The following is a 20,876-nucleotide window of genomic DNA, read 5'->3' on the forward strand; positions in this document are numbered from 1 at the left end:
CTTTGTTTTGATTTATTTCGACTTCGCTCACAATAGCCTCACTTTACTTTTGCAGAATAGTTTCAAATTTCATTTCAGATTTACAGACTTAAAGTGTCGATAAAGCCTTGATATTGCAATTGTCCTTGCATACTTAAAACAAGTACCGCCATACGCACCGCAATACCATTGGTGACCTGTTTAAGAATCACCGATTGCGCACCATCTGCAATACTCGAAGCGATTTCCACCCCACGATTCATCGGTCCTGGGTGCATCACGATGGCATTTGGTTTTGCCAAAGCCAGACGTTCTTCATTTAAGCCATACAACTTATAAAACTCTTGCTGTGAGGATAATGCAGGCGAATCAATCCGTTCATTTTGGATACGTAGCGCAATGATCACATCGCAGTCTTTCACACCAGCATCCATGTCGGTAAATAGACGCACATCTTGCGAATAATCATCAAATGCCACAGGCAATAATGTGCGAGGACCAATCACTCGAATATCTTTGCAACCTAAAGTTTGGAGCGCTGCAATATTAGAGCGTGCTACTCGAGAATGTTTAATATCCCCGATAATCGCCACGCTTAACTCAGAAAATGGCTTGTTTGATTCACGGCGGATCGTCAGCATATCAAGCATGGCTTGGGTTGGATGGGCATGGCGTCCATCACCTGCATTGATGATCGCTACATTCGGGCAGACTGTTTCGGCGATAAAATGTGCCGCACCCGATGCCGAATGACGCACCACAAAAATATCTGCTGCCATCGCCTCAAGATTCCACAAAGTATCTCGCAAAGTTTCACCTTTACTTGTACTTGAACGTGCAATATCAATATTCAGGACATTGGCAGAAAGACGTTTTGCCGCGGCCTCAAAAGTCATCCTTGTTCGTGTTGAATTTTCAAAAAATAGATTCATCACTGTACGCCCTTCTAATAACGGCGTGGTGATCAGATTATTATTTTCATCAAAAAAACTTTGCGCAGTATCGAGGATTTTGGTGAGATTGCTTTTACTCAGCCCTTCGATGGTGAGAAAATGTTTGAGATTTCCATCTTGATTGAGCTGAATCTGACTTGGTTGATGTAGAGCAGCAATGTGCATTATAGGCATCCTCAATCGGTACATTCTCAAATGCGCTTATTCTAACGGAAAATCGTTATGTTGCGCAGTTTTTTAATTTGAAGTGCTTTTGTAGAAAGTAGCGAAATTTAATGATAATAAAAAAGCATTGAGTAGCGCTCAACCCAATGCTTATTTTCATTTCAATTCAACATAGCATTACAGATTTGGATAAACCATCTGCGCAGGTTGCACTACTTCATCAAACTGTGCTGCTGTCACCAAACCAAGCTCGACCGCAACTTGCTTGAGTGATTTATTTTCCTTATACGCAGTTTTTGCAACTTTGGCGGCATTCTCATAGCCAATCACAGGATTCAACGCCGTGACTAGCATCAATGAGTTATGTAAGAAATGATCAATTTTTTCATGATTCGGCTCTATACCTACGGCACAATGATCATTAAAACTATTCGCTGCATCGCCAAGTAGTTGAATGGATTGCAACAAGTTATAGGCAATCACAGGCATAAACACATTCAACTCAAAGTTACCTGAAGCCCCTGCAATATTAATTGTCGTATCATTACCCATCACTTGTGCAACCACCATAGTCATCGCTTCACTTTGGGTTGGATTGACCTTACCTGGCATGATGCTTGAACCGGGTTCATTTTCAGGAATGCGCAATTCACCCAAACCACAACGAGGACCACTGGCAAGCCAACGCACATCATTGGCAATTTTATTCAAACTGGCTGCAATGGTTTTTAGTGCACCTGAGGCAAATACGGCTGCATCACGCCCTGCCAAAGCTTCAAATTTATTCGGTGCAGTGACGAAAGGAAGTTGAGTGAGTTCTGCTAATTTTTTTGCTGATTTTTCTGCATATTCAGGATGGGCATTTAAACCCGTTCCGACTGCCGTTCCACCAAGTGGTAATTCATACAAACCTTGTAAAGCATAATCCAAACATGCCAAACCATGCTCAAGCTGACTAACATAACCGCTAAACTCTTGTCCTAAAGTGAGTGGCGTTGCATCTTGCAGATGAGTACGACCAATTTTCACAATGGATTCAAATTCAGCAGATTTGGCAGCTAATGTATTTTTTAGATTCGTGAGTGCAGGGATCAGTAACTCGTTGATCTGAATCGCAGCCGCAACATGAATCGCAGTGGGAAAAGAATCGTTGGTTGATTGTGCACGATTAACATGATCATTTGGGTGTACAGGCTTTTGCGCACCAAGTGGCTGACCGAGCTTTTGATTGGCAACATTAGCAATGACTTCGTTGCAGTTCATGTTACTTTGCGTGCCTGAACCTGTTTGCCACACCACCAATGGAAACTGACTGTCCCATTGCCCTGTGATCACTTCATCAGTTGCACCAACAATGGCGTCACAAATATCTTGAGGAATTTGCGATAAAGAGGCATTGGTCAATGCGGCAGACTTTTTCACCAAGCCCATTGCTCGAATCATCGCACGCGGCAGACGCTCTTGACCAATTTTAAAATTTTGCAGGCTACGCTGTGTTTGTGCGCCCCACATTGCATCACTTGGTACAGCGACTTCGCCCATAGTGTCATGTTCAATACGTGTTTTAGACATACTTTCCTCTCTGTTGCCCGCACGATTTTGATCGTGAAAACTTTGATTTTATAGTCGAAGAAATTTATTTCTGATACAAGGCAACCGAACGAAGGTGTACATATGCGTACTGCGAGTGATGTTAACGCTGTAGCAGGATTAAAGCTCTCGACTATAGGTGAATGGTATGGCTGGCAACATATATACATGTTTGGCTGGCGACGGACAATATGATGGCAGTATTTTAAAAGTTTTGCACTTTAAATTTCTGTAGCATACGAAGTCACATCCGAAACCGCATTAATTAAATACCATTTAAGCTTGCCTGATAATATGTCCATTGATCCTGAACCATCTTTTCAAGATTATGTTCTGCTTGCCATGAAATCGTGGCATTGAGCTTATCCATATTCCCTTTCAACTGTGCAAACTCTTGCACTTGATCCACTGCTTCTTGGATCTGAATGACACCACTGGTCACATCTTCCACCTTTTCAATCAAGGTATTCAAGCTGTGTAATTCAGGATGACATAAATTAAAACTTTCTAAGAAATTTTTCTGATCATTCGACCACAGCATGAGTTTGTACAGTGCATCCAACATATCCATAACATGCAAATAGCTACGCTCTGCCGTACCGTCTTCGGTATCTAAAGATTGATTAAAAATTTCAAAGACATCTCGCTGATTTGCAATCACTTGTAGCAAGTGTTGAATCACTGATTTTGGAATGTGTTGTGTCCATTCACCCAGTTTTCCATCGGTGAATGTCCCCATGACATTCCCCAATCTTAGATTGAGAATTTGCCAAAAATCATCCACTTTAAATGTATCTTGCAGAATATGTTCAATATTTTGTTGCGTTCTCACATAGGGTATGTGGTGTTGATATTGAAATTCGTCCTGCTCTTTCCAATCTGCACCTGATGCACCATAGACTGTCAGTGAAGATAGATTGACCAAGCGACGCACACCACCACGTTGCATGGCACGTAGCACACTCATGATACAGCTCAGGTTATTATTATAATATTCTAGTGGCTTATGCGCAGACTCAGACAAGCTTTTAAACCCTGCACAATGAATCACATAATCAATCGGATATTGCTCAAAGACTTTTTGCAAAGCAGGTGTATTACGTACATCAAGGCGCATAAAAGGAATATAGAGTTTTGTGATATACTCCAGTCGCTCCAAACTCTCCATCGAGGCATGTGATAAATTATCCACCAGTACCACTTCGTGTCCCTTGGACATCAGGTACAATGCGATATGGCTACCTAAGTATCCCAATCCACCTGTGACTAATATCATGTGATTTCCTCGATTTAGTTTTGTGCAAAATTAAGTTTAATTCATTTGATTTATATCGTGATTACACGTCAAGACATCAGATGTATACCATGACTGAGCACCGCCACGATGCATACTTTAATTTTAATCACCGCAGCGCCAACGACAAGATTAGCCTATCATGCTTTTCAACTGGCTTGTGCAATGAAAAGTAAGCAACAATCCTTTGAAGTATTTTTTTATCAAGATGCGGTCAGCATTGCAAATGCTCAGTTGTGGCGTGCCGAAGATGAACTCAACCTCACCCAAGCATGGCAAACGCTCAATGTCCCACTAAACGTCTGTGTCAGTGCAGCACTCAGTCGTGGGGTAAGTGATGAAGAAAATGCCAAACGCCATCATCTTGCACATGACAATCTTGCTGAGCAATACACTTTGACAGGTCTGGGAACACTGGCTGAAGCAATCAAAAGTGCTGATCACTTATTGCAATTTTAAATATTCAGTTTAAAGATAAACCATTAATGAATCATTCTATGCGCACAGTCTTGATTATCCTCTCAAAAAACGATCAATCGGCAATCAATGTCAATGAAAGCCTGTCCGCACTCATGTTATTTGCCAGTTTTGACATCAATATCCATGTGCTATTTCGTGATGCAGGATTAAGTCTTTTGGCAAGTCAGACCACGGCGAATCTACAGCTTAAACATTTCATCAAATCTGCCAGTAAAATGGTAGAAAGTTTTGAATTTTATGACATTGAACACCTATACATTTTAAGCAAAGATCGCCAACATCCATTATTGAAAGATTGCAAATATGCGCTTCAAGAAGTCACGCTTGACCAAGCATTCATTGCGCAATTCGATCACATTATTCATTGGTAAGCGAGATCGACCTAATCATGCAAACCTCTTTTCATCAATTATTTATTCTTCAAGCGAATTACAACCGACTTGAGCAAGCACTTTTCGAGCTTGCCAATATCGTGACCGATCAAGATGCTGTACTGTTCTTAGAAGATGCCGTACTTGCACCCTCACTCAATGCGATTTCACATGCCAAAGCGATTTTTATCTTGAGTGCAGATGCACATATACAGCATGAAAAAATCTTAGAAAATATGAAAATCATCGACTATGCAGACTGGGCTGAACTATTGCAATACAGTCGAAAAGTACATACTTGGCAATAGGGAACTTGAAAAAAACAACAGCGTAGGAAAATTTCTGCGTTGCGCCTTGCTCGCAATCCTCATGTACTTTTTTGTACACTGCGGTTGCTGTGCGAGGTTCGCCTTGAAATTTACACGACTCGTTCGTTTTTTCTAAGCCCATAATCAAATCAGAACCTTCAATTCAGGATTCAAAACCAATTATGCTAGAACTCGATCAAGACGGACATTTGCAAAACTTCCAAGATTGGACGCCTGAGGTTGCACAGCAGTTGGCGGATACACTAGAGCTGACTTTGGACGATGCACATTTTGAGATCCTCTATGCACTTCGCAACTTCTATGATGAGTACGGATATGCACCTGCAACTCGCCCTTTGATTAAATATTTAAGCACAAAGGTCAATCCCGAGATTAGCAATCAGTTACTCATGCAACGCTTTAATACTGGTCTTGTTGCACGTCACATCACAAGACTTTCGGGTTTACCAAAACCACCAAACTGCTTATAAAATGTAGCGTTTTGAGCATCCCCAATATTAAAATTTAAAACAATGAGAATCATTCTTCAATTTGGACACAATTGGCAAAAGGTGATCATTTTTCACAAAAATAATTTACCTGTTCACAACAATATTTCGTTTTGTTTTTGAAATTTTTGATAGTTTTAAACATTGTAAAAAGTTACAATAAGACGTATCTTGCTTCGATAAATCGGCAAATTTGGCTAAACTTGTCGAGATCTTGAACATTTATAATTCTTGCAAACTTTGGAATGCCGATCATGCAAACCCGCATTTTGCTTATTCATGGACCTAATCTCAACTTACTTGGACAACGTGAGCCTGAAGTTTACGGTTCAATGACGCTCGATGACATCAATGTCCAGTTAAAACAAAAAGCAGAATCGGCAGGCGTAATGCTTGATTATTTCCAAAGCAATTGGGAAGGTGCCATTATTGATCGCATTCACCAAGCCAGTATCGAAAATTATCAGTTTATTATTATCAATCCAGCTGCCTTAACACACACTTCGGTTGGCGTGCGTGATGCTCTACTTGGCGTCGCTATTCCCTTTATCGAAGTACATCTCTCCAATGTGCATGCACGTGAAAGCTTCCGCCATCACTCATTCCTCTCTGACAAAGCAGTTGGCGTGATTTGTGGTCTTGGCGCACGTGGTTATGACTATGCGTTAGATTTTGCTATTCAACATTTAGCTACACAACAACAGAAATAGACGACTCAAGGAATTCATTTTTATGGATATTCGCAAGATTAAAAAACTCATCGACCTCATGATTGAGTCTGACTTACAAGCCTTAGAAGTCAAAGAAGGAGATCAAGCGATTTCTCTGACGCGTCGTAATCCTGTTGTTGCTGGTACAGCACCAGTTGCTACTGCACCTGAGGCACCTGTGGTGAAATCTTCACGTGGTGCGATCGAAACTGCACCGATGGTTGGCGTGTTCTATGCTGCACCAAATCCAGGCGAAGCGCCGTTTGTCAAAATTGGACAAACCATTTCGGCAGGTGAAACGCTTGGGATCATCGAAGCCATGAAAATCATGAACCCGATTGAAGCGACTCAAAGCGGTGTTATCGAAGAAATTTTGGTGAAAAACGGCGATATTATTCAATTCGGTCAGCCTCTGTTTCGCTTTCGCCCTTAAGCAGTGAGGTCTAATCATGTTGCAAAAAGTACTCATTGCGAATCGTGGTGAAATTGCGCTTCGTATCACAAGAGCCTGCAAAGCCTTAGGCATTAAAACGGTCGGTGTCTATTCAGATGCGGACAAAGATTTGATGCACCTTCGTTTCGTCGATGAAGCTGTTTGTATTGGTCCTGGGACAAGTAGTGAAAGTTATCTGAATATTCCTGCAATTATTACTGCTGCCGAAGTGACTGGTGCAGATGCCATTCATCCGGGGTATGGCTTTTTATCTGAAAATGCTGAATTTGCAGAGATTGTTGAAAGCTCTGGTTTTACCTTTATCGGACCACGCCCCGAACACATTCGCCTGATGGGCAATAAAGTCTCTGCCATCGTTGCGATGAAAAAAGCGGGGGTGCCAACCGTACCGGGTTCAGCGCATGCTGTCACGCCACAAAATGCCCTCGCCGAAGCCAAGGAAATTGGCTTTCCATTGATCGTGAAAGCCGCTGCAGGCGGTGGTGGTCGTGGGATGCGTATCGTCGAACGTGTCGATACGTTGCTTGAATCTGTCCAAGCTGCACAGCGTGATGCAGAAATGTGGTTTGGTGATGACACCGTGTACATGGAACGTTTCCTACAAAAGCCACGCCATGTTGAAGTGCAAGTGCTCGCTGATGGCAATGGTCATGCCATCCATCTCTATGATCGTGATTGCTCACTACAACGTCGCCACCAAAAAGTCTTAGAAGAAGCACCCGCACCAAACTTACCTGAGCAAGCTCGTGCAGATATTTTACAAGCCTGTGTCAATGCCTGTGAATTGATCCAGTATCGTGGCGCAGGAACCTTTGAATTTCTCTATGAAGATGGAGAATTCTTCTTTATTGAAATGAATACACGTGTTCAAGTTGAGCATCCTGTGACAGAAATGATTACAGGAATTGATATTATCGAACAACAGATTCGTATCGCTTCTGGGCTCGGTTTAAACCTACAGCAAGAAGATATTGAAGTGCGTGGGCATGCGATGGAATGTCGTATCAATGCCGAAGATCCGCAAACCTTTTTACCATCGGCAGGGAAAGTTGAAAACTACTTTACTCCGGGTGGTGCAGGGATTCGGGTGGACTCACATCTCTATGCAGGATATAACATTCCGCCCTTCTATGATTCGATGATCGCAAAACTTATTGTGCATGGCAAAGATCGTGAAACAGCGATTGCAAGACTTAGTCAAGCTTTAGATGAGATGGTGATTACTGGGGTAAAAACTAATATTCCACTGCATAAGAATATTATTTTACGTGATCCTCAGTTCCGTGAAACGGCAATGGATATTCATTATTTGGAAAAGCATTTGCTCAAACCATTTATGCCTCAAGAAAAAAAGTAAGCGTATCGCTTACTTTTTTTACCTAAATTTCGTCAAAAATAATCAACTAGAGAAATTATGGCAACTGCTTATTCAGTGTTGCAAAACAGTTTTCTCCACGTTGTGTACCGCAGAACTGGATTTGATTTTGATTAACCCATTTCACAAAAAACTTTGAAAGCTCATTGCTCTGATCTTGCTTCACACCTGAACAATCCATTTCATTATTATCATAACTGATCTTAAATATTAGCATCGGTAGAGATTCGCTTCGGTTACTTGGCGCTTCGTATTGGTACTGTGCAATCGACCATTCATCAGCACTTTTGATCACCATACTGTTTTCACCGCTGAAATTATAATATTCCACGCAACTTTGATTCTGAGGAATTTCCATCCCCCACAAGCCCATAATTTCAGGTCGTGTTTGAATGTTAATTTTTGAACTATTGGCAGCGGCAACGAGCTCTTGAGCTTCATCATTGGTGATTTGTTCATTATTCTGAGCCTGTGCAGACTCCGTATCAGCAATTTGCGCTACAGCGAAAGTCGTCCATAAACTCAGTGACAGCATCGTCACGGTGGTGAATACAATTTTTTTCATCGCATTTATATCAATTCTAAAACTATCCTCAAGCAAAGTTAGCATAGTTTTTAGAAAATGTGTTTTACATTAACGATATAAAACAATTCAACGAATCACTTTTTTGATGAGTTTATTCATCCATTCTGAACAACTATTCTTCGATTCGCTCGAATACACATTGCACAGTCTAAAATGATCCTTTAGCATCATTAACATAGCTTGAAACACGGATGTAAGCACAAGACTTTGTTCTTGAAAAAGCTGAGTTGCACAAAAGATCACAAAAGGGAAAGATGATGAAATTTGAAGAATATATACAATATGATGCGCTTGGTCTTGCTGAACTGGTTCAGTCAAAACAAATACAAGCCAGTGAACTTCTAGAAATCGCCATCAATCGTGCCGAAAAAGTAAACCCTAAGATTAATGCGATTATCACGCCGATGTATGATCGAGCCCGAAATAAGGCAAACTCAATGCCTTCTGGGATATTTTCAGGTGTACCCTTTCTTGCCAAAGACTTATTCCAAGAGTATGCAGGTGTCCCTGCTAGCTGTGGTAGCAATGCTTATATTCGTCAGCAATACACACCAAAAGAAAATTCAGAAATCGTCAACCGCTGGGAAAATGCAGGTGTACTCAGCTTTGGGCTAACCAATACGCCTGAGCTTGGTATCAAAGGCGTCACCGAACCTGTCGCTTGGGGTGCATGCAAAAATCCGTGGCATCTCAAACATAATAGCGGTGGTTCATCAGGCGGTTCTGCGTCAGCAGTTGCAGCAGGCATTACTCCGATCGCAGGTGCAAACGATGGTGGTGGTTCGATTCGTATTCCTGCGTCGTATTGTGGATTATTCGGACTTAAGCCAAGTCGTGGACGAACGCCGTGGGGACCGAATCGCAGTGAACTGATGCACGGTGCAGCGACACAGCATGTCCTGACCAAATCAGTGCGTGATAGTGCCGCAATGCTTGATGTGATTCATGGCTTTGAAACTAGTTCGTTGTTTCGCCTACCTGATCCCGAGCAAAGCTATTTAGAACTGATTCAACGCCCTCCTCAACCGTTAAAAATTGCGTATTCAACCGTTTCACCTGTGGGCACTAAAGTGTCTAAAGATGCGATAAACGCCATCAAGCAGACTGTAAAGCTATTAGAATCGCTCGGACATCAAGTGGTTGAAGATCAACCAAATATCAACGGTACACAGCTCGCCAAAGACTTTGTTACCACATGGTTTAGTCAGTGTGCACACAATCTTTATCAAACCAAACTTGATCTTGGTAAAGGTGTTCGTGACAGTGATTTTGAACTTGATACACGTGTCATTGCGGCTTTCGGAGCCAATACATCGGCTGTGGACTATATCCATAATTTGCAGAATTGGGGAAAATATGTCACCGCAATGAATCATTTCTTCAATCGCTATGATCTCTATCTTGTACCAAGTACTGCGACGGTTGCCCCAAAAAATGGAGAAGTTTCCACACCAAGTTGGCAAAAACCAATTCTCAAAACTTTGTTGACTTTAGGAAAAGCCGATTGGCTTGCACAAGGCGCACTCATGGAACAGCTCATTAAAGATAATCTCAAGTGGGTACCATTTACGCAGCTTGCCAATATCACAGGTCTACCTGCGATGTCCGTGCCGTTGTATTGGAATAAGCATAATCTGCCTTTAGGCTCACAATTTATTGCGCCGTTTGCTCGGGAAGATCGCTTATTACAATTGGCTCATCAGTTAGAAATGGCGCAACCGTGGAAGTCAAATTATCAAAATATTGTGGTTTAAAATGTTTTTTCAGTACAGATTTTAAGCTGACGTTTAATTTTGACTTTTAGTTTTGGAAATACGCATCAAAACGAATCGCATCACCTTGCCATTGATGGTCGGGTGTTTGCTCATCTAAAAAAGTCGCATGTTTTGGGCGTTTCACAATCACACGTTTGACTTTGGATTTGGCAAGATCAAGCAAGGCATCGCCCAAATCCATTTCACCATCTTCTGGCAACAGCAAATGCAACAGTTGCATTTGCTTTTTCACTTGGGCTTGTTTTTTCTCTGATTTTTGATTGTGATCTCGTGCAGGAAACATTGGATCAAGATAAATCACGTCCGCTTGATCCTGCACTATTTCAGTCAAATAGTGCGCTGAATCTTGATGAATTATGGAAATTCTTTGCGCAATATTGGCTAAATAGTCATGCCTTTCTGCCTGCTTTTTTGCAGATTCTAGCAAAGCAAAAAGAATCGGATGACGCTCAAGCAAAATCACTTCTGCGCCAAGTGATGCCATCAACAAACTGTCATGCCCAAGCCCTGCGGTTGCATCAATTATTTTTACTGCTGAATGAAGTTGAGGCTTAATCTGACATGCCCGAGCGATCAATTCATTCTTCGGATTGGCACGCTTGAGTCGTGGCACTTCATCTTGCCACGCAGGTTGCATTTTCATGCCATTTGCAGTGAGCCAAAGCCCGTCTTCATCCACCATGAGTGCTAAGTCGGGATGCAATTTTAAAAACTTATTATTGATTTTTTCAGCTTCGATCAACTGACTTTGCACCGTCAAATCTGCAAGACAAGATTGCCAATATTGTGCATGCTCGACATGCTCAATCGTGTAATAAATCAACCACAACGCTGAATCTGACTTCGGCAGTTGATCGTTCGCAGACATCTTGCTTACCAAAGTTTCCAACCTGTCAACGCAAATAATAAAATGATTAAACCTGACGCAATTCGATACCACGCAAAAATCATAAAGTCACGCTTTGCCACATACGCCACGAGTACACGAATCAAAATCAGCGCAGAGATAAACGATACAATCACACCAACGGCGATCACCATCCAATCGGCTGTACCTTGCAACACATGACGACTTTGCCAACCGTCGAGTAATCCCGCACCAACAATGACTGGAATACCGAGGAAGAATGAAAACTCGGTCGCTGCCTTACGAGATAGACCGAGCATCATACCACCAATAATGGTTGCGCCTGAACGTGACATCCCAGGAATCAACGACAAGACTTGGATTAAACCAATGTAAATCGCTTGTTTATAGCTGATATTTTCCACTTCGGGCGCATTAATCGCACGTGGATTCTTCTCCACCCACCAAATGATTAAACCGCCAACAATTAGACCAATCGCCACAGTAATGTCATTAAACAGCACATCCTTAACCCATTGCCCAAAAGTTAAGCCCATTAAGATGATCGGAATGGATGCCAAAATTAACCCAAGACCAAGACGACGCCCTTGTTCTTCACCTGTGATAATCCCTGTCGCCGCACCCCACAGCCTTGACCAATATTCATAGATCACCGCCGCAATGGCACCCATTTGAATCACCACCACAAACATGGCACTTTTTTCTGGTGTCCAAAAGTTCATCAACTCCGAGGCAAGAATCAAATGCCCTGTACTGGAGATCGGCAAAAATTCGGTAATACCTTCGACGATCCCCATGATGATGGCTTTGATAAACAGTAGTAAATCCATGTGTAATGCCTAAAACAATAATCTAAATGTGGTTTAAAGGATAAATATGAAATGGAACTTAAGACTTGCCCTGCTCGGCAATTTTTTTCCACGCATTATCCCGCAGATAAACAGGCAATGCTTGATCCGCAGATACTCTACGCCCTGCCAACCATTCTGCTTTGGCAATTTCAGCGATATCTATGGCATTGGCATAATACAGATTTTCAGCACATGTATGACCCACTAGACTTGCGCCAGTACCCACCACATACGTATCAAAAGGCGGATTCAGTTGCATCATGGCTTGATCGTAGCCCAGTAATTGTTCATCACCGTGTAACTGCATAATGCCTTGATCATCGACAGCAAACTGCCCGAAATAGACTTCATTCATACGGGCATCAATCACCGCAGTGACTTCTGAAAATTTTGACTCTTGATAGGCATGTTGCGCCAAAGCTTGCAGTGTTGATACAGGAATCACAGGTAAATTATTCGCCCATGCAAGCGCCTGCGTGACTGCAGCATTAATCCGCACCCCACTAAATGAACCCGGTCCACGACTAAAAGCGATCGCAGAAATATCTTGCCATGTACTTTTCGATTCGGCTAAGCCTCGCTCGATCATCGGCAAAATCTGCTGGGTCTGCATCCGCGCTTCATGATGATGCTCAAAAAACAAGGTTTGCGTTGCATCAACAATGGCAACCGAGCATTGTTCGTTAGCTGTTTCTAGGGCGAGAATTTTCATAGGATTATCAGGTCAATTCCAAGCAAATAAAAAACAGGAAATTTTTCAAAAAATTTGCCTGCTATGATACGCCAGTTGGATATTTTAAAAAGTATTTTTATCAGACAGATGTCGCAAAATCGTATCAATCCAATGAAAACGGCTTAAGCTCATCCCGAAACTTTTTAAAGTGATGTGCATAATGTATCGCACTCATCGTAATCATTTGCGCCACTTGCTCTGAAGCTTGCTTAACGATTTGTCCCGGTGAACCCATCACGATCGAATTATCAGGAATTACTTTGCCTTCTGGAATCAAGGCATTTGCGCCAATAATACAATTTTTACCAATCACTGCACGATTCAGAATTACCGAATTAATCCCGATCAAGGTATTATCGCCAATGGTGCAGCCATGTAGCATCGCCTGATGTCCGACAGTCACATGCTTACCGATATTCAGCTCAATGCCTGCATCGGTATGTAGCACTGCATTTTCTTGGATATTGCTCATATCACCAATTCGAATGATCGAATTGTCACCACGAATCACTGCACCAAACCAAATACTGACTTCACTGCCCAGTTCGACCTGTCCAATGACTGTTGCATTATCCGCCACCCAACCATTCCACGGCTGAACGGTTGTCGTTGGGTGCAAATCTCCGAGTTGGTATATCATGGCTAAAATCCTTTTAAAAAAATAGTGTGAAGGGTTTGGCTAAGACTAAACACGTGTCACGAATATGAATGGATTAATGGTCAAAATCAAAACTGCTGTCAAAATCCGCATCAATATCCGGTGCTTGTACGAGAAAAGGCCAGTCTTTATGACATTTTAATCCACGACGAAGCAATGTCACCATAATCCGAGCTGTCATGCCCCAAATGATTTCATTGTCAAAACGAAAACTCGGCATATACAAATCATGCTCTGCGAATCTGACCAAATAGGCATGTGGGGGACTTTGGATAAATTCTTGCAGTGGCACATAAAAAATCCGATCAATCTCCGCAGGCTCGGCGATCAGGTTCACTTCAGGAGGAATCACGCCAACAATCGGTTTAACACGTAGCCCAGAGCGTGCCTGTTGCATCGGAAGCTCACCAAGTAGTTGCACATCAAAAGGGTTAAGCGCAGTTTCTTCCTGTGCTTCACGCAGTGCCACCACAATATTACTGGTATCTGCCCGCTCACGCCGACCACCAGGGAATGATACTTCACCCGCATGGTGACGCATCTGTGCTGCACGGCGAGTCAATAAAATCCGTGGCGCTGGCTCTTGGGTGATTGCAATCAATACCGCCGCATCCGCCGATTGGGTGCGAGGTTGAAATGATAAATTTTGCTGTAATTGTTCGATCAATTGATCTTGTTCAAACAATTTATGCATGTGTATTCCCTATTCCTGTTCAGCTTTATTTCAAATGCTTATCTAAGCATCTATAACATAGTTGCAGGTGCGTTGGGAATTTTTTTGCGTTATGCTCACTAGGAATCTTGGACTCTTGAAATATACGAATAATTTATGAGCTTTTGTAGCAACTGCGGACAGCCAACTGAATATAAAATCCCTCTAGGCGACCATCAAACACGTCAGGTCTGTTCTGCCTGCAAGACAGTACATTATGTCAATCCGAAACTCATCTGCGGTGCACTCGCCCTATGGGAAGACAAAGTATTGCTCTGTCGCCGTGCCATCGAACCACGCTATGGACTGTGGACATTGCCTGCGGGTTACATGGAATTGCTCGAAACGATGGAACAAGGTGCCGCCCGGGAAACTCGGGAAGAAGCCGAAGCAGAGATCGAAGTTGAACAACTATATTGCATGTACAACATTCCACGGATTGGGCAGATTTATGTGCTTTTTAAAGCACATTTAATTGAAGGGAAATTTGGCACAGGCGAAGAAAGTATCGAATGTCGATTATTTGAGGAACATGAAATTCCGTGGAATGATCTTGCATTTCCAAGTGTGAAACGGACTCTAGAGCATTATTTTGAAGATCGTAAAACTTTAAAAAATACAGATCAATTTCCAACTCATTTGGAAACTTTAGGGACACGTTTAGATCAGACTGGCTAAACGCATCCAATTCAGTTTAAAACGTAGGTTTAACTTTACAGATTTAATTTTGTCGGGTCAGTAAAAATTCCGCAATGGTTTGTAAAGCCTGCGTATTTCCCTGCATTTGATTGAGCGCATCCATCGCTTGGTCATGCAGTTGTTGTGCATAATGTTGCGCATTATCCAAACCCATCAATGCAGGATAAGTCGATTTTTCCACTTGCTGATCTTTACCCGCAGTTTTTCCGAGCACTTCGGTGTCTGCGGTAATATCCAAAATATCATCTTGAACTTGGAAAGCGAGCCCAAGCGCACGCCCAAACTGACGCAGTGCCGAGAAATCTTGATCCGCTTTTGGCAATACAGTCACCGCCCCCATCATGATCGCCCCTTGAATGAGCGCACCCGTTTTATTCAGGTGAATTTGTTCCAAATGCGCTTGATCTACCAACTTGCCTTCGGCTTGCAAATCCATGACTTGACCATTGACCATTTTGCTACTTGCTGTGGCAAGGATTTGCATATGTCTTAAGCGAACCAGATCATTATTCTGTGTATTTTCTATGCTGAGCTTGTCGATACTTTGCATATCGTCAAATAATCGACTACCCAACACTTCAAATGCCATCGACTGCAAGACATCTCCTGCCAACAACGCCGTCGATTCACCAAATGCCACATGACAGGTCGGTTGTCCACGGCGCAAGGCATCATTGTCCATACAGGGCAAATCATCGTGACACAGCGAGTAACAATGAATTAGCTCAACTGCTACCGCCGCACGACGCACTGCAGGATTGAAATATTTGGAATTTTTTTCTAAATCATTCAGCTCAGAGCTGGCGTAACACAACGCAGGTCGAACTCGTTTCCCACCAAGCATCACTGCATGATGCACTGCTTCTTTCAGTGGACTGGTTAATGCAAATTGATCAAGACAAAATTGCAAATCAGTTTGAATCTGTTGTTGTGCATGTTTTAATACGTCAGGAATCGTCATCGTTCTACTCGTTACATCAGCTCTACAGCGTTGAGTTATGCTTTTTTTACAAATTCAGATTTAAGTTTCATCGCACCGATACCATCAATTTTACAATCAATATCATGACCGTCTACTGCATCTGCGATTAAGCGAATATTTTTTACTTTGGTACCGACTTTAACCACTGAGGATGAGCCTTTAATTTTTAAATCTTTAATCACCGTCACCGTATCACCGTCGTTAATCACATTGCCATTAGCATCTTTGATAACATAATCTTCAATTACCTCAACCTCTCGCCACTCATGTACGCATTCAGGACAGATCAATAGATCGCCATCTTGATAGGTATAGGTGGATTGACATTCTGGGCAAGCAGGAAGTGCGGTGTCTAAAGACATAACGGAGTAAACTCAATCTTTTGAATGTTTAGAATGTTATTATAGTGGTATATGCTTTAAAAGTCGTATAAAAAAGCCCAAATCATGTTTTGATTTAGGCGCTTTTGTTTGTGTACTAATTTATTTGTGTATTAAGACTCTTAAAATTTATTCGTCAGTATCTTCTAACAGTGCACTACTCAAACCCACCGTGTTGAAGCCACCATCAACGTAGAGAATTTCCCCTGTAATCCCTGACGCCCACGGCGAGCATAGAAATAATGCCGCATTACCCACCTCTTCAATGGTGACATTACGTTGTAGTGGTGCAGTTTTTTGATTGGCATCCAGCATTTTACGGAACGATTTAATGCCGCTGGCAGCCAAAGTGCGAATCGGTCCAGCTGAGATCGCATTAACACGAATGCCTTCTGCGCCAAGACTTGAGGCAAGATAACGTACACTCGCTTCAAGTGATGCTTTAGCCAATCCCATAACATTATAGTTTGGTAAAACACGCTCTGAACCTTGATAAGTCAGCGTCAGCAAACAACCCTGACGTGCTGTCAATAACGGACGTGCCGCACGAGCCATCGCAATAAAGCTGTATGAACTAATATCATGGGCAATTTTAAAGCCCTCACGACTGGTCACTTCGGTAAAATCACCGTCCAAAGTTTCCGCAGGTGCAAAGCCGATCGAATGTATCACACCATCCAAACCATCCCAATGCTTTGCCAAATCAGCAAAGGCTTGATCAATCTGCGCATCATCTGCCACGTCACATGGGAAAACCAACTCAGAACCGAGCTGTGCAGCAAACTCATCAACACGTTTTTTCAGTTTGTCATTTGGATAGGTAAAGGCAAGCTCTGCACCCTCACGATGCAAAGCATGCGCAATACCATAGGCAATGGATAATTTACTCGCAACTCCTGCGATTAAAAAACGTTTTCCTGCGAGTAAGCCCTGACTCATATCATGCACCATTTACTTTTATTTAAAATTAAACGCATGATGCCGAACTTTGCTACATGCTGTAAAGGTTGAAATCTTCCAAAATTATTGAAAATTGTTTGTGATGTTCACATGACATAATATTTTTCAAACTCACAATGAACGCATAAAAAAAAGCCCTACATCTGCAAGGCTCTCATAATATTGAGTGGCTTTGAAATTAGTCGCTACTGAGCAAACCAATCAAACGTAGGAATGAGATATACATCCATACCAATGTTGCAAGTAGTGCAATACCACATAACCATTCAAAACTTTTTGGTGCACCGTTGGCAGCGCCATTTTCGATCAAATCAAAATCTAAGATCAGATTCAATGATGCAATAATCGCTACAAAAACTGCAAAGCCAATACCTAACCATGTACTTTCAAACAAGCCTGGAATGGTGCTTTGGAATGCCAACACCATAATCCACTGCACCACAAACACTGCCAAAATCGCAAAAGTCGCCGAAATGACAACAGCTTTAAACTTTGCCGTCGCACGGATAATACCTGTGCGGTACAACGCAAACATGGTCAATGCCGTGATAAATGTTGCCAATAAGGCTTGTGAAGCAACACCCGGGAAACGAGCTTCAAAGAATAAAGAAATACCACCTAAGAACACACCTTCTAAAAGTGCATAAGGAATAGCAAGCGTCGGTGCAAGATTGGTCTTAAAGGTCGCAATCAATGCCACCACAAATGAACCAATACCGCCGACAATCAAACCGCCGAACGCAAGACTGCTATTACCAGTCATGTTACAGAAGATGTAGAAAGCGATACCGAGTACAGCAGCAATCACAGTCATGAGTACAGATTTTTGCACTGCACCTTCGACCGTCATCGGGTTGCCACGATCCGCAACGACTTCCGCTCGGGTAAAAATTGGATTATTACTTTGCATAATTTTTATCCTGTATGGATTAAACCCTAAATTGACTTAATCCGCAGTTGAATTTTAATGAATGGGTTAAAAATCATTTCTATTGCGCATTCTTCTCGTTGCCTCAATAAAAATGATTATGATTTGAGTACAATTCTTCGCTAGATTAGCATACTCAAACATGCACCGTGTAGCTTTATTTTACACAGCGTAAGCATCTGAATTATTTTAAAAAATTAATAAAAGTTGACGACTTATTCTACGCGAAAGAAATATTCACGATAATATTTCAACTCACGGATCGAATCTCGAATATCATCGAGTGCCAAATGTGAGGCATCTTTTTTCAGACCACTCATGATTTCAGGGCGCCAGCGTTTCGCCAACTCCTTCACCGATGACACATCAAGATTACGATAATGGAAAAATTGCTCAAGCTCAGGCATCAGACGATGCATAAATCGGCGGTCTTGGCAGATCGAGTTACCACACATCGGCGAAGTTTTGGCATTGACCCATTTTTTTAAGAATTCTAAGGTCTGCACTTCAGCATCACGTGCCGTCAGCTGACTACGGCGCACACGAGCGGTCAGTCCAGATTGACCATGTTGTTTGGTATTCCACTCGTCCATAGCGTTCAACACCGTATCCGCCTGATGAATGGCTAGCATTGGACCTTCTGCCAAAATATTTAAATGATCATCAGTGACAATTGTTGCTATTTCTATAATCTGATCATTGTCGGTATCCAAACCGGTCATCTCAAGATCAATCCAAATCAAACGTGTATCAGCAGTGCTCGTCATGAATAATATGCTTATCAGTAAATTTTAGCCTTACATACTAACAAACTTATGGCTAAAAAAAATGATTTTCCGTTGTGCGAAAGTCTTCGCTTCGTGGTATTTTTGCCAGTCTGTATATTTTGAATGAAATGAGTGGATGGCTTTAATCCGTAAACGTCGTTTGACTGATCAACAGCAACGTCGTATCGCCAAGCAACAAAAAAACCGCCAAGAAGAATTTGATGCCGATTTCGACATTGAAGGCTTGGTGGTGCAACATTACGGACGCCAGCTTGAAGTGCAAGTCTGCTCATTGCCCAAACAAGAGCTACAACCACAGCAACCCGAAAATTCAAACAACAATCATTTAAATAGCGAAAGCGAAGTCTTTTGGCGTCCAATCGTTTTAGGGGAAATTTGGCGCTGTCATACGCGTACCAACCTCGACAGCCTCGTCACTGGTGATCGAGTCACTTGGCAAGCCGATCCTAATACAGGTTTAGGCGTGATCACTGCTATTCATCCCCGCACATCCCTGCTCAGCCGACCAGATCGTTATCACAAACTCAAACCTGTAGCAGCCAACGTGAGCTTGATCGTGATCGTCTTTGCGCCGATGCCTGAACCGTCTGCAATGTTAATTGATCGCTATTTGGTGGCGTGTCACGATGCGGATATTCAACCGTTATTGGTACTCAATAAAGCCGACTTGTTACAATCAAATCAATTACAATCCGATTCAGTCGAATCTGAGCCGACTTTACAATTATTAAAACAATATCAAAATCTTGGCTATGACACCTGTATTAGCCAAAGTGAAGCGGATGAAGACAGTCCATACCATCCAAAGCATTTGCTGGAAAAATTTACTGGGCAAACGGTGGTATTCGTTGGGCAGTCTGGTGTCGGTAAAAGCTCGCTGATTAACACCATCATTCCTGATGCAGCGCAGAAAACCAATATTATTTCGGAAAACTCCGCACTGGGTCAGCACACCACCACATCTACCCGCTTGATTCAATTCAATGAAAACTCGGCCATTATCGACTCACCGGGGATTCGTGAGTTTGGTTTGTGGCATTTGTCTAAAGATGCGATTTTGTCAGGATTTCCAGAGTTTGTTGACTATTATGGGCAATGCCAATTCCGCAATTGCACTCATCAAAATGAAAAAAACTGCGCCTTACAACTCGCTGCCGAAGAAGACAAAGTCGATCAACGTCGTCTTGATAGCTTGATTCGTCTGCTCAATGAATCTAGCGAATCGGAAAAAATTTAGACTATTTCGACAAGCACGCTTGAAGTTCACTTTTCCATCACTATATATGCGTTATACTGTGCTCGCTTTTGAAAAAGACATAAGGTGAAATGTGGAACGTTGGCTAGAGTTTATGGGAAATCATCCCATTTTATTTGGTATTTTAGGGGTATTGATTGTCCTGTTTTTTGTGATGGAAAGTCGCCGTAGCGGTCGCAAAATTTCCCCACAATCTTTAGGCATTTTGACCAAAGCACAAAATGCAATGCTAATCGACCTACGTGATGGCAAAGATTTTAAACAAGGTCACGTCAGCGGTAGTCGCAATATTCCATATAGCCAACTCGACGCACACGTTGAGGAGCTCAAAGCCAGTGATCGTCCACTGATCTTCATCTGTAATCTTGGTCAAGTCGCAGGCACAGCCTTGCAAAAAGTCGGTCATCCAGACAGCTATCGTCTAGACGGTGGCATCATGAACTGGAAAGGTCAAGGTCTGCCATTGGTCAAAACGGCTGAAGGCAAAAACAGCAAATCTCACAAATAGGAGCA

Annotated in this window: 25 protein-coding genes; 11 read left to right on the forward strand and 14 right to left on the reverse strand. The window is 42.3% G+C overall.

Features of this window, described 5'->3' with window-relative positions; translation table 11 throughout:
* Positions 1–80: 80 nt before the first annotated feature.
* The 3 genes from MKI79_RS03385 to MKI79_RS03395 all read right to left on the reverse strand — a co-directional run bounded on the left by MKI79_RS03385 (position 81) and on the right by MKI79_RS03395 (position 3,963).
* The gene (locus MKI79_RS03385; RefSeq protein WP_241570660.1) at positions 81–1,097 is read right to left on the reverse strand and encodes an aspartate carbamoyltransferase catalytic subunit; all 1,017 of its coding nucleotides are present in this window, start codon (positions 1,095–1,097) and stop codon (positions 81–83) included.
* Positions 1,098–1,274: 177 nt separating this feature from the next.
* Positions 1,275–2,669: a class II fumarate hydratase gene (gene fumC, locus MKI79_RS03390; RefSeq protein WP_241570661.1), complete on the reverse strand. Its 1,395-nt coding sequence runs from the start codon at positions 2,667–2,669 to the stop codon at positions 1,275–1,277.
* A 283-nt stretch (positions 2,670–2,952) separates the two neighbouring features.
* A complete protein-coding gene (locus tag MKI79_RS03395) occupies positions 2,953–3,963 on the reverse strand; it encodes an SDR family NAD(P)-dependent oxidoreductase (RefSeq protein ID WP_241570662.1) in 1,011 nt (336 codons plus the stop codon).
* Between the two features lie 108 nt (positions 3,964–4,071).
* On the opposite strand from MKI79_RS03395, the gene tusD reads away from it, so the two are divergent.
* From tusD to accC, 7 genes are all read left to right on the forward strand, one after another.
* Positions 4,072–4,440 carry a sulfurtransferase complex subunit TusD gene (gene tusD, locus MKI79_RS03400; RefSeq protein WP_241570663.1) on the forward strand — a complete coding sequence of 123 codons (369 nt, stop codon included), beginning with the start codon at positions 4,072–4,074 and terminating at the stop codon, positions 4,438–4,440.
* A 38-nt stretch (positions 4,441–4,478) separates the two neighbouring features.
* The gene (locus tag MKI79_RS03405) at positions 4,479–4,832 is read left to right on the forward strand and encodes a hypothetical protein (protein ID WP_241570664.1); all 354 of its coding nucleotides are present in this window, start codon (positions 4,479–4,481) and stop codon (positions 4,830–4,832) included.
* 17 nt (positions 4,833–4,849) lie between these two features.
* Positions 4,850–5,140, forward strand: a complete 291-nt coding sequence (locus MKI79_RS03410) for a DsrH/TusB family sulfur relay protein (protein ID WP_241570665.1) — start codon at positions 4,850–4,852, stop codon at positions 5,138–5,140.
* Between the two features lie 179 nt (positions 5,141–5,319).
* The gene (locus MKI79_RS03415; RefSeq protein ID WP_241570767.1) at positions 5,320–5,631 is read left to right on the forward strand and encodes a TusE/DsrC/DsvC family sulfur relay protein; all 312 of its coding nucleotides are present in this window, start codon (positions 5,320–5,322) and stop codon (positions 5,629–5,631) included.
* 272 nt (positions 5,632–5,903) lie between these two features.
* A complete protein-coding gene (gene aroQ, locus MKI79_RS03420) occupies positions 5,904–6,359 on the forward strand; it encodes a type II 3-dehydroquinate dehydratase (RefSeq protein WP_241570666.1) in 456 nt (151 codons plus the stop codon).
* Positions 6,360–6,381: 22 nt separating this feature from the next.
* The gene (locus MKI79_RS03425) at positions 6,382–6,792 is read left to right on the forward strand and encodes an acetyl-CoA carboxylase biotin carboxyl carrier protein (RefSeq protein ID WP_241570667.1); all 411 of its coding nucleotides are present in this window, start codon (positions 6,382–6,384) and stop codon (positions 6,790–6,792) included.
* Between the two features lie 16 nt (positions 6,793–6,808).
* Positions 6,809–8,170 carry an acetyl-CoA carboxylase biotin carboxylase subunit gene (accC, locus tag MKI79_RS03430; RefSeq protein ID WP_241570668.1) on the forward strand — a complete coding sequence of 454 codons (1,362 nt, stop codon included), beginning with the start codon at positions 6,809–6,811 and terminating at the stop codon, positions 8,168–8,170.
* 55 nt (positions 8,171–8,225) lie between these two features.
* On the opposite strand, the gene MKI79_RS03435 is transcribed toward accC, so the two are convergent.
* On the reverse strand, positions 8,226–8,753 hold the full coding sequence (locus tag MKI79_RS03435) for a hypothetical protein (protein ID WP_241570669.1): 528 nt from the start codon (positions 8,751–8,753) through the stop codon (positions 8,226–8,228).
* A 278-nt stretch (positions 8,754–9,031) separates the two neighbouring features.
* Between MKI79_RS03435 and MKI79_RS03440 the strand changes: the two genes are divergently transcribed.
* Positions 9,032–10,528: an amidase gene (locus MKI79_RS03440; protein ID WP_241570670.1), complete on the forward strand. Its 1,497-nt coding sequence runs from the start codon at positions 9,032–9,034 to the stop codon at positions 10,526–10,528.
* A 46-nt stretch (positions 10,529–10,574) separates the two neighbouring features.
* Here the strand turns inward: MKI79_RS03440 and MKI79_RS03445 are convergent, their stop codons facing one another.
* The 5 genes from MKI79_RS03445 to MKI79_RS03465 form a co-directional block, all read right to left on the reverse strand.
* Entirely contained in the window at positions 10,575–11,417 is an 843-nt protein-coding gene (locus MKI79_RS03445) for a class I SAM-dependent methyltransferase (RefSeq protein ID WP_241570671.1), read from the reverse strand.
* 5 nt (positions 11,418–11,422) lie between these two features.
* A complete protein-coding gene (locus MKI79_RS03450; protein WP_241570672.1) occupies positions 11,423–12,247 on the reverse strand; it encodes an undecaprenyl-diphosphate phosphatase in 825 nt (274 codons plus the stop codon).
* A gap of 58 nt (positions 12,248–12,305) precedes the next feature.
* Positions 12,306–12,980 (reverse strand): tRNA (adenosine(37)-N6)-threonylcarbamoyltransferase complex dimerization subunit type 1 TsaB, encoded by a 675-nt coding sequence (gene tsaB / locus MKI79_RS03455; protein WP_241570673.1) that lies wholly within the window; start codon positions 12,978–12,980, stop codon positions 12,306–12,308.
* 124 nt (positions 12,981–13,104) lie between these two features.
* Positions 13,105–13,641 carry a gamma carbonic anhydrase family protein gene (locus tag MKI79_RS03460; RefSeq protein ID WP_241570674.1) on the reverse strand — a complete coding sequence of 179 codons (537 nt, stop codon included), beginning with the start codon at positions 13,639–13,641 and terminating at the stop codon, positions 13,105–13,107.
* A gap of 73 nt (positions 13,642–13,714) precedes the next feature.
* Complete coding sequence (locus tag MKI79_RS03465) at positions 13,715–14,353, reverse strand: CoA pyrophosphatase (protein WP_241570675.1); 639 nt, start codon at positions 14,351–14,353, stop codon at positions 13,715–13,717.
* 135 nt (positions 14,354–14,488) lie between these two features.
* On the opposite strand from MKI79_RS03465, the gene MKI79_RS03470 reads away from it, so the two are divergent.
* On the forward strand, positions 14,489–15,049 hold the full coding sequence (locus tag MKI79_RS03470) for an NUDIX hydrolase (protein ID WP_241570676.1): 561 nt from the start codon (positions 14,489–14,491) through the stop codon (positions 15,047–15,049).
* 43 nt (positions 15,050–15,092) lie between these two features.
* Here the strand turns inward: MKI79_RS03470 and MKI79_RS03475 are convergent, their stop codons facing one another.
* From MKI79_RS03475 to orn, 5 genes are all read right to left on the reverse strand, one after another.
* Positions 15,093–16,031: a polyprenyl synthetase family protein gene (locus MKI79_RS03475; protein ID WP_241570677.1), complete on the reverse strand. Its 939-nt coding sequence runs from the start codon at positions 16,029–16,031 to the stop codon at positions 15,093–15,095.
* Between the two features lie 35 nt (positions 16,032–16,066).
* On the reverse strand, positions 16,067–16,414 hold the full coding sequence (locus tag MKI79_RS03480; RefSeq protein ID WP_241570678.1) for a zinc ribbon domain-containing protein YjdM: 348 nt from the start codon (positions 16,412–16,414) through the stop codon (positions 16,067–16,069).
* Positions 16,415–16,561: 147 nt separating this feature from the next.
* The gene (locus MKI79_RS03485; protein WP_241570679.1) at positions 16,562–17,371 is read right to left on the reverse strand and encodes an enoyl-ACP reductase FabI; all 810 of its coding nucleotides are present in this window, start codon (positions 17,369–17,371) and stop codon (positions 16,562–16,564) included.
* A 199-nt stretch (positions 17,372–17,570) separates the two neighbouring features.
* The gene (locus MKI79_RS03490; protein ID WP_241570680.1) at positions 17,571–18,302 is read right to left on the reverse strand and encodes a Bax inhibitor-1/YccA family protein; all 732 of its coding nucleotides are present in this window, start codon (positions 18,300–18,302) and stop codon (positions 17,571–17,573) included.
* Between the two features lie 233 nt (positions 18,303–18,535).
* The gene (orn, locus tag MKI79_RS03495) at positions 18,536–19,087 is read right to left on the reverse strand and encodes an oligoribonuclease (RefSeq protein ID WP_241570681.1); all 552 of its coding nucleotides are present in this window, start codon (positions 19,085–19,087) and stop codon (positions 18,536–18,538) included.
* Positions 19,088–19,223: 136 nt separating this feature from the next.
* On the opposite strand from orn, the gene rsgA reads away from it, so the two are divergent.
* Both rsgA and MKI79_RS03505 read left to right on the forward strand, forming a co-directional pair.
* A complete protein-coding gene (gene rsgA / locus MKI79_RS03500; RefSeq protein WP_241570682.1) occupies positions 19,224–20,345 on the forward strand; it encodes a ribosome small subunit-dependent GTPase A in 1,122 nt (373 codons plus the stop codon).
* A gap of 91 nt (positions 20,346–20,436) precedes the next feature.
* Entirely contained in the window at positions 20,437–20,871 is a 435-nt protein-coding gene (locus MKI79_RS03505) for a rhodanese-like domain-containing protein (RefSeq protein ID WP_241570683.1), read from the forward strand.
* The last annotated feature ends 5 nt before the right edge of the window (positions 20,872–20,876 follow it).

Origin of the sequence: Acinetobacter sedimenti (assembly GCF_022601685.1) — a bacterium.
GTDB classification, from domain to species: domain Bacteria; phylum Pseudomonadota; class Gammaproteobacteria; order Pseudomonadales; family Moraxellaceae; genus Acinetobacter; species Acinetobacter sedimenti.

Bases quoted from the DNA above. Each gene is read 5' to 3' on its own strand.
- MKI79_RS03475 (WP_241570677.1), bottom strand. From the start codon at position 16,031: ATGACGATTCCTGACGTATTAAAACATGCACAACAACAGATTCAAACT.
- rsgA (WP_241570682.1), top strand. From the start codon at position 19,224: ATGGCTTTAATCCGTAAACGTCGTTTGACTGATCAACAGCAACGTCGT.
- MKI79_RS03485 (WP_241570679.1), bottom strand. From the start codon at position 17,371: ATGAGTCAGGGCTTACTCGCAGGAAAACGTTTTTTAATCGCAGGAGTT.
- MKI79_RS03480 (WP_241570678.1), bottom strand. From the start codon at position 16,414: ATGTCTTTAGACACCGCACTTCCTGCTTGCCCAGAATGTCAATCCACC.
- MKI79_RS03405 (WP_241570664.1), top strand. From the start codon at position 4,479: ATGCGCACAGTCTTGATTATCCTCTCAAAAAACGATCAATCGGCAATC.
- MKI79_RS03445 (WP_241570671.1), bottom strand. From the start codon at position 11,417: ATGTCTGCGAACGATCAACTGCCGAAGTCAGATTCAGCGTTGTGGTTG.
- MKI79_RS03440 (WP_241570670.1), top strand. From the start codon at position 9,032: ATGAAATTTGAAGAATATATACAATATGATGCGCTTGGTCTTGCTGAA.
- MKI79_RS03385 (WP_241570660.1), bottom strand. From the start codon at position 1,097: ATGCACATTGCTGCTCTACATCAACCAAGTCAGATTCAGCTCAATCAA.
- MKI79_RS03450 (WP_241570672.1), bottom strand. From the start codon at position 12,247: ATGGATTTACTACTGTTTATCAAAGCCATCATCATGGGGATCGTCGAA.
- MKI79_RS03410 (WP_241570665.1), top strand. From the start codon at position 4,850: ATGCAAACCTCTTTTCATCAATTATTTATTCTTCAAGCGAATTACAAC.
- MKI79_RS03490 (WP_241570680.1), bottom strand. From the start codon at position 18,302: ATGCAAAGTAATAATCCAATTTTTACCCGAGCGGAAGTCGTTGCGGAT.
- MKI79_RS03460 (WP_241570674.1), bottom strand. From the start codon at position 13,641: ATGATATACCAACTCGGAGATTTGCACCCAACGACAACCGTTCAGCCG.
- accC (WP_241570668.1), top strand. From the start codon at position 6,809: ATGTTGCAAAAAGTACTCATTGCGAATCGTGGTGAAATTGCGCTTCGT.
- MKI79_RS03470 (WP_241570676.1), top strand. From the start codon at position 14,489: ATGAGCTTTTGTAGCAACTGCGGACAGCCAACTGAATATAAAATCCCT.
- aroQ (WP_241570666.1), top strand. From the start codon at position 5,904: ATGCAAACCCGCATTTTGCTTATTCATGGACCTAATCTCAACTTACTT.
- tusD (WP_241570663.1), top strand. From the start codon at position 4,072: ATGCATACTTTAATTTTAATCACCGCAGCGCCAACGACAAGATTAGCC.
- MKI79_RS03465 (WP_241570675.1), bottom strand. From the start codon at position 14,353: ATGCATAAATTGTTTGAACAAGATCAATTGATCGAACAATTACAGCAA.
- MKI79_RS03395 (WP_241570662.1), bottom strand. From the start codon at position 3,963: ATGATATTAGTCACAGGTGGATTGGGATACTTAGGTAGCCATATCGCA.
- MKI79_RS03435 (WP_241570669.1), bottom strand. From the start codon at position 8,753: ATGAAAAAAATTGTATTCACCACCGTGACGATGCTGTCACTGAGTTTA.
- orn (WP_241570681.1), bottom strand. From the start codon at position 19,087: ATGACGAGCACTGCTGATACACGTTTGATTTGGATTGATCTTGAGATG.
- MKI79_RS03425 (WP_241570667.1), top strand. From the start codon at position 6,382: ATGGATATTCGCAAGATTAAAAAACTCATCGACCTCATGATTGAGTCT.
- fumC (WP_241570661.1), bottom strand. From the start codon at position 2,669: ATGTCTAAAACACGTATTGAACATGACACTATGGGCGAAGTCGCTGTA.
- tsaB (WP_241570673.1), bottom strand. From the start codon at position 12,980: ATGAAAATTCTCGCCCTAGAAACAGCTAACGAACAATGCTCGGTTGCC.